At 42.0% G+C, this 13,460-nt stretch carries 7 protein-coding genes; all 7 read left to right on the top strand.

What is annotated here, in order from left to right; all coding sequences use genetic code 11:
* The first annotated feature begins 211 nt into the window (after positions 1-211).
* The 7 genes from J4N24_RS18845 (at position 212) to J4N24_RS18815 (ending at position 13,345) form a co-directional block, all read left to right on the top strand.
* Positions 212-4,420, top strand: a complete 4,209-nt coding sequence (locus tag J4N24_RS18845; RefSeq protein ID WP_207535282.1) for a hybrid sensor histidine kinase/response regulator transcription factor — start codon at positions 212-214, stop codon at positions 4,418-4,420.
* A gap of 132 nt (positions 4,421-4,552) precedes the next feature.
* On the top strand, positions 4,553-6,310 hold the full coding sequence (locus tag J4N24_RS18840; RefSeq protein WP_207535281.1) for a hypothetical protein: 1,758 nt from the start codon (positions 4,553-4,555) through the stop codon (positions 6,308-6,310).
* Positions 6,311-6,312: 2 nt separating this feature from the next.
* On the top strand, positions 6,313-8,115 hold the full coding sequence (locus tag J4N24_RS18835; RefSeq protein ID WP_207535280.1) for an alpha-L-fucosidase: 1,803 nt from the start codon (positions 6,313-6,315) through the stop codon (positions 8,113-8,115).
* Between the two features lies 1 nt (position 8,116).
* A complete protein-coding gene (locus J4N24_RS18830) occupies positions 8,117-9,319 on the top strand; it encodes an SGNH/GDSL hydrolase family protein (protein WP_207535279.1) in 1,203 nt (400 codons plus the stop codon).
* Between the two features lie 410 nt (positions 9,320-9,729).
* Positions 9,730-10,290 carry an RNA polymerase sigma-70 factor gene (locus tag J4N24_RS18825; RefSeq protein WP_207535278.1) on the top strand — a complete coding sequence of 187 codons (561 nt, stop codon included), beginning with the start codon at positions 9,730-9,732 and terminating at the stop codon, positions 10,288-10,290.
* Positions 10,291-10,399: 109 nt separating this feature from the next.
* Positions 10,400-11,431, top strand: a complete 1,032-nt coding sequence (locus tag J4N24_RS18820) for a FecR family protein (RefSeq protein WP_207535277.1) — start codon at positions 10,400-10,402, stop codon at positions 11,429-11,431.
* Between the two features lie 117 nt (positions 11,432-11,548).
* Positions 11,549-13,345, top strand: a complete 1,797-nt coding sequence (locus J4N24_RS18815; RefSeq protein ID WP_207535276.1) for a SusC/RagA family TonB-linked outer membrane protein — start codon at positions 11,549-11,551, stop codon at positions 13,343-13,345.
* Positions 13,346-13,460: the final 115 nt, after the last annotated feature.

Below are 13,460 nucleotides of genomic sequence, written 5' to 3'. Positions count from 1 at the left end.
GTATATGGTCTTTCAGGAAGAATGGACAGAACCGGAATGCTAATGGATAAAAACGGAAAAATGCGCGTTTAAGGCAAGTAGAATCCGATTTTTGATCTAGATACTTAGGTCAACTGAATAATTGATCCACGAAAATTAAAGGAGTTAATTTCCGTTTATCATTAGAATAGTAGTACATTTATCATTGTCCTGACAGCGATCTTTACTTAGGATGAGAAATTTTGCACGTATCCTTTTTTGCTTTTTTCTGCTTCTGCTGGAGTGCAGTTTCAAGATCTGTTATGCTCAGGTGGGGCAACCTTATTTCAAACATTTAACAAGGGATGCGGGCCTTTCATCAAATAAAATAAACTGTGTAACCCAAGATAAATTTGGCTTTATATGGGCAGGAACAGAAGATGGCGTTTCACGTTATGACGGGGTTCGTTTCAAAATATATAAGGCAGAGAATGGTCTCCCTGATAACTATGTTAATTCAATATCCTGCGATCCTGACAACGGAAACCTATGGATCGGTACCAGGCAGGGAATCACCTTTTTCAACCGGAAGGAGGAGCGCTTCTATACCTCAGTTCCTAAAGTTTCTGGCCGCGATACTCTAATTTTTGACACCGGAGTTTTTAAGATTTTCCTGGATAGCAGAAGACATCTCTGGGTGGGCACCAATAAGGGTTTGTTCTATTTCAACCGTAAGATCTCCAACTCAAATATCCCGGTGTTCAACAAAACCAGTCTCGTTAGCAGGGAGGTAGTAAACGACATTTATGAGGATGCTAAACAAAGAGTTTGGATCGGTTCCAGTCATGGCTTGCTGATCTATGAGCCACGAAAAAATTCCCTTGCAAAGGTCAGGGTACCTGAGGAAAAGATCAATGTAAGGAGCATAAATGAAGATAGCCGGCAAAATATTTGGATATCTACCGGTGACCAGGGTATCTACCAGCTGGACCAGCATGGAAAATTGATCAACCATTTTAAGAAGGGCTCTTCCTTACTTACAAATAATGTTACAGGGATAGCTGAAGATGAACACCAAAATGTCTGGATCGGGGCTAAGGATGGTGGAGGACTATTTGTATATAATCATCAGGATAAGAAGGTTGATTTTTTGAGCGCGCACACCAATGTTCCCGAAGATCCTAACAGCATTACCAGCAATGCAATAACTGCTATTTTCAGGGACAGAAAGGGTTATATCTGGATTGGAACATATGCAGGATTGAATTATTATGATCCCTATCGAAAAAATTTTCTTCATTACAAGGTTAATTTCCGCCCTGGCGGTATCTTCAACAGTAACGTCAGATGTTTCTATCAGGACTCGAAGGGTGAAATCTGGGTAGGTACCCGTGATGAAGGGGGTATTAGTAAATTCAATCCAGAAACAGGAACCTTTGTAAATTACCGGAGTAATCCAAAATTATCTTCAGGGCTTACAGATGGAAATGTATTAACGCTTACAGCGATTGATGATGCCAGGCTTCTTATTGGGACAAACAATAGTGGTCTTTTCATCTTCAATAAAAATGCTCAAACCTTTAGCCATTTAAAAGTTAGGCTGGAATCCGGTCCCCTTATAAATCCGGGAAGAATAGGAATGGTGCATAAGGATCAGTATGGAGAGATCTGGGTAGCCACAACTACAGGGGTTTACATCCTCGACCCTCAGTCGGGCACGCTGCAAAAGGGAGTAAAAATGGCATCGGTGCGCGAGATGGTCGAGTACAATAGAGACGAGATCTATTTCATCTCCCTTTTTGATGGTATGTACCATTATAACCGGAAAACGGGAAAACTTACGCATTACGCCAAAAATAACTCAGGTAATAGTCTTAGTAATAACCGGGTTAATTCCATACGAAAAGACAGTAAAGGAAATCTATGGATCGCTACTAATAATGGTCTTAATTTCTTCGATGTCGCTACCCGAAAGTTTAAGGTCTATACTACCAAAGATGGACTTCCAACTAATATTATTTGTGGGATACTAACAGATAGACAGGATAATTTATGGATAAGTACGGTTAACGGACTTGTTAAATTTGATCCTTCTACATCTAAGATCAATGTTTTTAATATTCATGATGGCCTGCAGGGTAACGAATTTGAGAAGGGCGTTTGTTATTTAAGTCGGGATGGTGCAATGCTCTTTGGCGGTATCAACGGCTTTAACTATTTCTATCCCGAACGTATCACTGCAAATCCACTTGTTCCAACGGTTGTTCTTACCGATTTAAAAATCTTTAATAAACCAGTAACAATTGATTCCAGCAGTTCTCCATTGAATCAAAGCATTGGTTTTGAGAAAGAGATAACGCTTAAGCACAATCAGTCATTTATCGAATTCGAATTTGCAGGCTTAAGTTTTACTTCCCCTGAGAACAACAGGTACGCTTATAAGTTGGAAGGCCTTGAAAAGGACTGGAACGTTCCGGGTAGTAAAACTTCAGCATCCTACACCGGCCTACAGCCCGGAACTTATGTTTTCCGCGTAAGAGCGTCCAATAATGATGGTGTCTGGAGTAAAGATGAGGTAGCCTTAAAACTCGAAATATTACCGCCCTGGTGGCAAACTGCTACCTTCCAGTTCCTGATGATCTTGGCATTGATAGGAGCTGCCGTATGGTTCTATTACTATAGAACGAAGAGCTTGAGGATGCAAAAGCGAAAGCTTGACCTAATGGTGAAGCAGCGCACCGAGGTGATCCGGAAGCAGAACAAAGAGCTGGAAGAGAACCGGGACGAGGTAATGAAACTCAACAGCCGGATCAAAGCGATCAGTGAATACCGGCTACAGTTCTTTACCAATATATCGCACGAATTCCGTACCCCGCTAACGCTTATCATTGGTCCATTAAATAAGCTTTTATCTAAGAAGGTGAAGCCGGAGGAGGCCGAGGAGAACCTTATGGTAATGAAGAGGAACGCAGGTCGTCTGCTTCATCTCATCAACGAGCTGATGGACTTCCGGACGTTGGAGAACAGGAATTTCCCCTTAAGGGTAAGACATATTAACCTCCTTCTTCTTGCAGACGAGATCGCAGGATTATTTGTTGAACTGGCAAAAGAAAAGCAGATAGACTTTTTTATTGATCACGGTGCAGAACAGGCAGAGGGATGGGTTGATTCCACAAAACTGCAAAAGGTTCTGTTCAACCTGATATCAAATGCCTTTAATTATACACCTGCTGGCGGAACAATAAGTGTGCATACGCGTCTCTTAGGCAAGGGAACTATACCATCAGGAAGCGAAGTTTCTTTTGGTAAATATCTCCCGGATTCAAATTATTTAGAAATTGCTATTAGAGACTCGGGTATTGGGATTGCAGACGATAATTTAAGCAAGGTCTTCAAGCAGTTCTACCGTGAATCAATAACTAATGTAGATACCAAAGGAACCGGTCTCGGGCTCTCTATTGTGAAGGAACTGGTTCGGCTGCACAAAAGTGTTATTGCTGTAAAAAGCCAGGTGGGGGTAGGATCGGAGTTCACAGTGAGGATCCCTATTGATAAACAGGTTTACGCAACTGAAATAGAGGAAAATCCTGAGGTCCCTGATTTGATCTACGATAAAGAACAGGTATCTGATCTGCTTGGTCATGGAATGCAAAGTGAGGATCGTGAAATGGGGAACACAAATGAAAAAGGCCTGGAGCATGTGCTTATTGTTGAAGACAACGAAGAACTTCTCGCTTTCGTAACCCGTCAGCTGTCTGTTACTTACAAAGTAACACAAGCCAGAAATGGAGAAGAGGGACTAAAAGCTGCCATAAAATATACACCAGATGTTATAGTTTCCGATGTAGTGATGCCGGTGATGACCGGGGTAGAGTTATTGAAGAAACTGAGGGACAATGTTAAAACAGCACATATACCGGTAGTTTTGCTTACAGCCAGGGCCGATGTTGAAAGCCAGATTGAAGGAATTGAGGCAGGCGCAGACGACTATATCAGCAAACCGTTTGATATCGACGTTTTCAAACTTAAGGTGCGTAATCTTATCCAAAGCAGGAATCGCTTAAGAAAGCTCTTTTCTTCCTCAGCTGAAGATATTCCCGTTGAAGCCGAATTGAATGATCAGGATGCAGTGTTCATCGAAAAAGTGATAAGTATCATCAGGGAAAATATTTCCAACGCCGATTTTGGAGTAAGTCAGCTGGTAGATCAAATGTGCGTGAGTTCCAGCCTACTTCAAAAAAAGATATCCAAACTAACCAGCCATTCTCCCACAGAGTTCATTACCCTGCACCGGATGAAGAGAGCCCTCGAACTGATCCAGCACTCCCAGTTAACAGTTGCTGAAGTAGCGGAGCAGGTAGGTTTCCGCGATCCTTATTATTTCAGCCGCTGCTTTAAGAAGCAATTTGGTAAGAGTCCGAAGCTTTTTGCAGATTCCCTGAACAGCTCAGGCGAAGGTTAAGTAAAAGTAACATTTATCTATCTCCACCAGGTTCTACTCTAGCTCATACAGTTGAATAAAAAGCTATTTTGAAGTATTAAGCCCTCTTGTCAAATCTCTTAAGTTTGAAGCTTCCCTAAAGGCAATATTTCAATGGCTTTTAATAGAAATATAAAGAAATGTTTTCGCACTTGTTTAGCTGTTCTCTTTGCAGCTATCATTTCAATATCTCCGGGAAATTCCCAGGATAACGGTCTGTTTATTTTGGATATGGTTCATCACAACCCCGGGGAACCCTTAACCCAAACCAAATTTTCTGATCCTGAGTACCTGAAGCATTGTGGTTATAATAGCATGGTTGTTAATGATTTTACCTTTGCTCATGCAGCGCTGACTTTCGACAAGCTCGATTCCCGGATATTTCCAAAAGGCAGTAAGGAAAGGGACTGGGTATTAGCAGCTGCAGAAAAGGTAAGACAAAATATAGACCGTGCGCATAAAGCGGGAATCAAGGTTTATTACTTTACCGATATTATAGTGCTTCCCAAAAGACTTGTCGAACTATATCATGATCAGGTGGTGGATGAAAACGGGAAGATCTCCTTTGAACGACCCAGGACGGTGGAGATACATAAGATCATGATTGAGGAATTGTTTGATACCTTCCCCGGATTGGACGGCCTTGTTATTCGCACCGGAGAAACCTACCTCAATAATGTTCCTTATCATACAGGCAATAACCCAATCACGAAAGGTATTGAAAGCCATATTAAACTGATCAATCTCCTTAGAGAGGAAGTTTGTGTTAAAAGGGATAAAAAGATTTTTTATCGCACCTGGCTATCAGCAGGAATGCACGAACAGCCGGGTATTTACTTGAATGTAACAGATCGGATAACTCCTCATACCAACCTTATATTTTCTATTAAACACACAAAAGGTGATTTCCACCGTACGCTTGATTTCAATCCTACGCTCGGTATAGGCAGGCATCCCCAGATAGTCGAAGTGCAGTGCCAACGTGAATACGAAGGCAAGGGCGCTTACCCTAATTACGTAGCAGAAGGAGTTATTAATGGTTTTGAGGAATACTCTGGGAATAAGCCCCAGAAAGGACTTAAAAGTGTGCAGGAAATGAGGCAGACTGCTCAATTTAAGGGAATCTGGACCTGGAGCAGGGGAGGGGGCTGGGTTGGCCCTTATATCGCGAATGAGTTCTGGCCTCGTTTGAATGCATTTGTGCTTAGCCGCTGGGCTCAAAATACCCCGCTGACAGAAGAGGAGGTTTTCAATCAATTTATGGACGAAAATGGTTTCAGCAAGAATAGCAGAAAAAAATTCCGGGAATTGTGCCTTCTATCTTCAAAAGCTGTATTGAGAGGGCATAACAGCGCTTCAATAGATTGGGATGCGAAATGGGTATGGTGGACAAGGGACCAATTTCTTAGCGGAACAGATGGAGCTGTTTTACAAACCGCATTTGAAAAGCTGTACGCAGCTTCAATTCTCGATGCTGCAGTAAAAGAAAAGTACGAAGCGGTAGAGTTATGGAAGAAGATCGAAAAATTAAGCAGGGAAGTGAAACTGAAAAGCAAGTCAGATCAGGATTATATTCAAGTTTCCTGTACTTACGGGCTTTTGCTTCACAAAATCATTGCTGAGGGTTGGAATATTATGGCGCTGGGATTTAAAGGAGACAAGACCGGGTCTTACAACAAGACAGAAATAGCCCAATCCCTGAAGCGCTATGATGAGGCATGGAGATCCTATCATTACCTAAAAAACGGGAACGCATCATGTGCAACTCTGTATGAGCCTTACGCCTTTGTGTTCAGGGCAAAGGGGTACCATCAGGAAGGGGGACTGGGCAAGTCGGTAGATAAGTACAGGAATATCATTTTACAGAAATAATTATGAAAGCTATTTTGAAAGGAGGTTTTATCCTTGCGCTACTTGTCCTGGACCTGAACAGAAGTATGCAAGCTCAAACAATGGATGAAATGTGGGACAGCAGGAGCTCGGGAAAAGAGCACCCGAATATCGGCTGGTTTAAAGATGCAAAATTCGGTCTCTTCATTCATTGGGGTTTATACTCAAAACTTGCTGGAGAGTGGAAAGATAAAAATTATTATGGGAGCGGTGAATGGATCATGAATCAAGCTAAAATTCCGGTTAAAGAGTATCGCGAAGTTGCTGCAACATTCAACCCTGTAGCCTTCAATGCTGAGGATTGGGCTCAATTAGCAAAAGATGCTGGTATCCGGTATATGGTAGTAACGGCAAAGCATCATGAGGGCTTCTCTATGTTCGATTCAAAAGTTACGGATTTTGATATTGTTGATGCCACGCCTTACAAAAAAGATCCCATGAAGGCCCTTGCAGCTGCCAGCAGGAAAAAAGGTATTCAGTTCGGATTCTATTACTCTCAATTTCAGGATTGGAATGAGCCAAATGGAGGTAAGAACAGCTGGGATTTTGATGAGAAAAAGAAGAACTATCAGTTATATTATGATCAGAAGGCAATCCCTCAGTTGAAAGAATTAATGACCAATTACGGTCCCTTAGGAATTATCTGGTTCGATACTCCGGGGGGAATGACAAGGCAGCAGACTGAAGAATTTGTGAATGGCCTGAGACGTTTGCAACCTAATTGCTTATTCAGCAGCAGGGTGGGTCAGGGATTGGGAGATTACCGGGATTTTGGCGACTCGGAGCTGCCAACTACACCAATCATGGGACCATGGGAGTCTATCTACACGCATAATGATTCCTGGGGCTATATCAAGCATGATATGAACTTTAAAAGTCCCTTAGAGATCATTCGTTTATTGGCGAATGTCGCCTCTAAAGGGGGAAATCTGATGTTAAATGTAGGGCCGGATGGTAACGGAAGGATACCTGAATACTCAGAAAAATATTTGAAGGAAACAGGCAAGTGGCTCGCCCGGAATGGTGAAAGTATTTACGGAACAACCTATGGACTTATTCCTCAGCAACCCTGGGGAGTGTCAACGTCAAAACCAGGGAAACAATATCTGCATGTTTTTAACCGGCCGCATAATGGAAAGCTGATAATCCCGGGCTTTGAAGCCGCCGTTCGTTCTGCTTATACCCTTCAGGGGCGAAAAGTAGTTCCGGTTAAAAAGAAGGGGAATCAGCTGATCCTGGATCTGCCCGCTTTTGATCAAACTGCCGCTAACACAGTGTTCGTGATTGAGTATACAGGCAAGATCGCTCCTTATGATCTTACTACGCCAGTTCCTGTTTCAAATCAGTTCGCTATGAATTCGGTAGATGCTGTTTATGGAAAAGTACAGGGTAGTGCGGAAATAAAACCGTTAACCTACAGTCACTACTATGGCGACTGGAAGCATGCTACTTGTGTTACCGGAATGAAAGACCCGACAGACGCTGCAAGCTTTACAATTAACATTCAGGATCCTGGTGATTATCATATTATACTAGAATATGCCTGTCCTCAGGAAAGCGCCAAACAGGAGGGAGTTCTGTTGGTAAATGATACGCGGTTCTTATTCAGGACACTTCGTAGTTCTGAATTTGACAAAAGCGCGCCCTTGATGTTCATTAAGCATACCATAGCTACAAGCAGCTTTGCGAAGGCGGGGACATACACTTTGGAATGCAGGCCATTGAATAAGGGGAAAGAGTTGTTTAAATTAAAAACGATAGTGTTGGAGCCAGTTAATGCAAATTAATATGCTGAAAAAGTTTCTATTAATGCTTTGTTTTATAGCCGCTATAACACTAAACGCTCAGGTTAGAAATGATGCAGGACCTATTCGGTCAGAGCAGTTCATTCAACAATTTGGTGGCTTGAACAACTTCTTCTTGCAGCTGAGGCTGACAAAGCAGGTTAACGTTGCTTTTTTGGGAGGATCGATCACCAGGAATCCCGGATGGCGGGATAAGGTAGGGGAATACCTGAAAAACTGCTATCCAGATGTCAGATTTAATTTTATTAATGCAGGGATACCTTCTCTTGGAAGCGTTCCTCACGCATTTAGAGTGTGGGAAGATGTTTTTAAAAAGGGGAGGATCGATTTGATGTTTATTGAAGCTGCAGTGAACGATAGAGGAAATGGTACTCCTGAAATTCAGCAAATAAGGTCTTTAGAGGGAATAGTAAGGCAAGCGTTTTCAACCAACCCTTATATCAATTTAGTTCTTATGGCTTTCGCAGACGAACGGAAGATTGAAGATTATAATGGAAGACTTATCCCCGTAGAGGTTAAGGTTCATCAGGAAATTGCAAGAGAGTATAAGGTGCCTTTTATCAATTTCGCAGCAGAAGTTACCGAAAGGATCAGGGCAGGGGAATTCAGTTGGAAGGAGGATTTTAAGGATCTTCATCCATCTCCATTCGGTCAGGAAGTTTACTTTTCTTCGATCAAGCGTCTTTTCCAGCTACAAGCTGAAAATAAACCAGCCCCTACGAAATTAAAAAAGGCTAAAGTTCCACGTGCCCTGGATCAGTACAATTACAAGAAGGGTAGATATGCTCCTATTAAAAAAGCTATACTGAAAAGCGGCTTTTCATTTATAGATGAATGGAAACCAGAAGATGGTGTGAGAGCAAGGCCAGGCTTTTACAGTCGTCCGATACTTGAAGGTACTCAAGCCGGTGCCGAACTGGATTTTGAATTTAAAGGTAGCACTATTGGCCTGGCAGTTAATTCCGGCCCGGATGCCGGAACAATTGAATACAGCATCGATGGAGGAAAGCCTGTAACGGTAGATCTCTTCACGCCCTGGAGTAAGAGCCTTCACCTTCCCTGGTATCTTATTTTAGGCGATGAACTCAAAAAGTCCAGGCATACAATTAATATCAAAATACTTGGAAATAGAAATACGGCTTCGAAAGGCAATGCTTGCAGGATAGTCTACTTCCTGGTGAACTAAATTCACAAATTCTGATAAAATATTTTTCTTATCACAACCTGTCCTGTAGTTAATCATTCAACACATTCCATATCAATCGTTACCAAATTAGATGCTGAATATTCTCGGTTTTACTTTTAAAGAGTTGAAGCGAACACAATTGACATATTGCCTGAATATTCAGCGAATAAACGAGCTTAAGACCCAGCCAATTCAGTTGAATAAAATGCAAACCTAGCTTATCTAATACCTCTGAAGGCTCGGGCTTAATCTCTTATGTTTGAAATGTTCCTTTCACAAGCAATTGTGTTTAATGTCTCTCACGCTCTTCACAGTGAAAAATGAATAAATGTCTACATGCAAATATTGCTTCTGTTTTGATCCCGTTGTATAGTCTCCTTCAAGTTTCAATTCTAGTTTAGGGTTGTAGGATGGAAGAAGCCCAGGCGAAATATGATCGTCTCATCCAGGCTATTGCAACTGAGAAGGATGAATTAGCCTATAAGGAGCTTTATCAGCTGCTTTATCCAGGGGTAAAGCGATTCGCTATAAGCTATTTACGCGACTATGAGCAAGCAGAAGAGTTGGGGGATGATGTAATGATCAGCTTGTGGAGAAACAAGAACAAATTGTCAAATATCAGGAATATTAAGGTATATGTACTCGTTCTTGCAAGGCACAGATGTCTCGATCTGCTGCGAGTAAAGAAGAATCGGTTTGAGCAACTGGAAGACATCCATATCGATCTCCAGCACGATGAAAATTCTCCTGAAAATATCGTACTTACTAACGAGCTTAAGGCTAAAATTACCTCTGCTATTAACTCACTTCCTCCTCAATGTAAACTTGTATTTCATTTAATCCGGGAGGAACAGCTAAGCTATAAGGAGGCAGCGGAGGTACTAAGTATTTCCGTAAAAACTGTGGATGCCCATCTGGTAAGTGCAATGAAGAAGATTGGCTTTTTTTTAAAGAAAGAGTACGACCATTAGTTGAAGTTCTGCTTTTTAAGGCATTTTGTTATAATGCTAAAAAAATTCAGATTCGGCTAGGGAGAATTCATTTTGTTCTCGTCCTTGTTATAAAAGGGCAATAAGCTTAATGGATCAGGAAAAATTATATGAACTGTTGGCTCGTAGATTATCGGGAGAGGCAACTGCACAAGAGCTAGAAGATTTAAACACATACTGGCAGTTGCATCCTGAAGAAATGGATCTCAAGCAAGCTTTTGAAGACTTATGGAAGGTTGGGTCCAAGGAGGTCACCGCTACCGATTTTGAGAGGCATCGTTTAAAGTATAAAATAGATTTTGAACCTGAACTGATCCCAATTCGACCCTCATACCCATGGGTATGGTATGCAGCCGCGTGCATCCTCATAATTTCCTTTGCTTCGGCTTGGTATTATTCCTCCAGAATCTACAACACTTCCGTGATAGTTACGGTAAGTGCAGAAATGGGGGTTAAAAAGAGAATCACCCTGCCAGACGGAACCACGGTGTGGCTAAACTCAGGAACAAACTTGTCCTTCGATGAAAAAATGAGTGACAGGCCATCTAGAGAGGTTCAACTGGTAGGTGAGGCATTTTTTGACGTTGTCAAAGACAAAGCACATCCCTTCATTATTCACACCAATAAGATATCTGTAAAAGTGCTTGGAACTGCATTTAATGTGAGGGCCTATGCTAATGATCAACGTACAGAAGCTACCCTGATCAGAGGAAAAATCCAGCTGGATGTAAATGGAACATCACAGAGATTTATTTTGAGACCAAACGAAAAGTTTGCCTTAGCAGAACACATGGGTGGGCAGAATAAAATTGGAGCCAGACGGGTAGTCCAAACACTGTCACTTCAAAAAGTTAAACCTGTAGAAATAGCACAAAAATTATACACTGAAGAAGTTGCCTGGATCGAAAACGATTTGGTGTTCACCAATGAGCCTTTTGCAACCCTTAGCCTTCGCCTCGAAAGATGGTTCAATGTGAAAATAAAGATTGAGAACGAAAAGGTAAAACAATACCGCTACACCGGTAAATTAAAGAACGAGTCAATCGAAGAAGCACTGAAGGCAATGAGCTCAGTAAGACCCTTTAAATTTAAGAAAAATGGAGATGACATAATTATTTACTAAAGAGAGAATTCACCAGGAAAAAATAGCGGAAGTACGGCCATACTTCCGCTTTGATTAACATTACGGGAGAGCAGACCTCTCCTTGTCGAATTATTAACCTTAAAAGAACTCGAAAGTATGAAAAAAGGACTTAAAGAAAAGGTCCCTTGCATAGCTCTGCGCAAAAAAATTCTGTACACCTTTAAACTCGTTTTTTTCCTAACGCTCATTTTTTGTCTGCGTGTTTCTGCCGTTGGATATTCACAGAACAAGCAAGTAACGCTGGAATTTATAAATATACCTCTTGAAAGGGCATTACAGCAGTTGGAATTGCAGGGGGAAATAAGATTGCTTTATGATGAGTCAATGCTGCCCAAAGGCAAACTGGTGACAGTTTCTGTGAAAAACAAACCAGCATTATTTGCACTTGATGAAATCTTGGAAGGCACAAGTCTGTCTGCACAAGTTTTTGGAGATAACCTCGTGAGTCTTGTTCCTGCCCAGGTACAGGATATCTTAATAAAGGGTAAAGTTGTAGATGAGAAAGGTCTTCCCCTCCCCGGTACTTCCATTAAAATAGAGGGAGCTACCCGCGGCGTAGTAGCAGATGCTTCCGGCAATTACCAGATCTCTGCGCCGAAAGGAGCAACGTTGCAGTTCTCCTTTGTTGGTTTTCAAACGGAAAAAGTAATAGTGAATACACAGTCAGTGATCAATGTGGTTTTACGATCGGGGCCTGGTACTAATTTGAATGAGGTAGTTGTAATAGGATATGGAGACCAGACAAAGAAGAAGATTACAACAGCAATCACTACGATCAAGAGTGCGGACGTTGGAGAGCTTCCGGTAGCAACGCTGGGTGATGCTCTGGCAGCTAAAGCCCCGGGTGTAGATATAAGTTCTTCATTTGGCGGGCAACCAGGAGAAGCACCAGCAATTACCATTCGAGGCCTTGGATCTCTTGGAAGCAGCAATTCTCCTCTTTATGTAGTTGATGGTTATCCGCTCGAATCAGCCAGTCAGTTCAGCACTATAAATCCTGCCGATATAGCGTCCATAGATATTTTAAAGGACGCAGCTTCTGCGTCAATTTATGGATCAAGAGCAGCAAATGGAGTTGTCATTGTAACAACTAAGCGCGGTAAACAGGGTAAACCGAGATTTAATGCCTCACTGTACTCTGGTATACAGCAAGTTTCGCACAAGGTCGAACTGCTTAATGCAGACGAATACAGATCCTTTCAACCCCTGCTACAAGCTCAGCGGAAGGGGACAGCCAACGTCCTACAAAATGAATTGTTCCAGGGCGAAACAGATTGGCAAGATGCTATATTCGAAAATGCGGGTATGACGCAAGGCAATCTTTCTGCCGCAGGAGGAACAGAATCTATATCCTATAACCTTTCAGCCAGTTTTCTAAATCAGGACGGGGTTGAAATAACCAGTGGGTTCAAGAATTACGGCCTCAGGTTCAATCTGGATGCCCGTTTAAATCCCAGGCTTAAATTAGGTGTCAATATCGCACCGAATTTTGTGGTGCAGGACCGCGTTCCAAACGGAGGAAATTATCCCGGATCTATTGATAACGCCTATGGCGTATCAATTCCGAGTCCGGTTTATTCAGCTTTACTTATGCCACCCGTAATGCCGTATACCCTTCCTGATGGAAGATACACGCAGGCAAACTTCCTTACAAGTAATGATCTCTTTACCACCAACCTCTATAACCCTGTAGCTGTGCTGAATAGTATTAGTAATCATAATACAAATTTTAGGGGCATTGGTAATGCGTTTATGGAATGGACTATATTTAAGGATCTTAAGTATAAATTCAATACAGGATCAACTCTAAGTTCCACGCGCCGCCAAATCTATGTTTCGGCAATTACACCCACGGCTAATTCAGCTACTGCAAGTTTTCTGGTAAGCGCCTGACCAACCCCATCTTTACTTTCACCTAAATCTACTATTTCTTTGCAGGATGAAGAAAGTAGCACAAATGCGCCAGGCGGTGCAGCAGTGGAAAGAAAGTGGATTGACCCAAAAAGCT

The sequence above is a fragment of the Desertivirga arenae genome (assembly GCF_017355785.1).
GTDB lineage: Bacteria > Bacteroidota > Bacteroidia > Sphingobacteriales > Sphingobacteriaceae > Desertivirga > Desertivirga arenae.
Note: the sequence above shows the minus strand (reverse complement) of the source record. Positions and strands in the feature narration are given on the sequence as shown.

Bases quoted from the DNA above. Each gene is read 5' to 3' on its own strand.
- J4N24_RS18845 (WP_207535282.1), top strand. From the start codon at position 212: ATGAGAAATTTTGCACGTATCCTTTTTTGCTTTTTTCTGCTTCTGCTG.
- J4N24_RS18840 (WP_207535281.1), top strand. From the start codon at position 4,553: ATGGCTTTTAATAGAAATATAAAGAAATGTTTTCGCACTTGTTTAGCT.
- J4N24_RS18835 (WP_207535280.1), top strand. From the start codon at position 6,313: ATGAAAGCTATTTTGAAAGGAGGTTTTATCCTTGCGCTACTTGTCCTG.
- J4N24_RS18830 (WP_207535279.1), top strand. From the start codon at position 8,117: ATGCTGAAAAAGTTTCTATTAATGCTTTGTTTTATAGCCGCTATAACA.
- J4N24_RS18825 (WP_207535278.1), top strand. From the start codon at position 9,730: ATGGAAGAAGCCCAGGCGAAATATGATCGTCTCATCCAGGCTATTGCA.
- J4N24_RS18820 (WP_207535277.1), top strand. From the start codon at position 10,400: ATGGATCAGGAAAAATTATATGAACTGTTGGCTCGTAGATTATCGGGA.
- J4N24_RS18815 (WP_207535276.1), top strand. From the start codon at position 11,549: ATGAAAAAAGGACTTAAAGAAAAGGTCCCTTGCATAGCTCTGCGCAAA.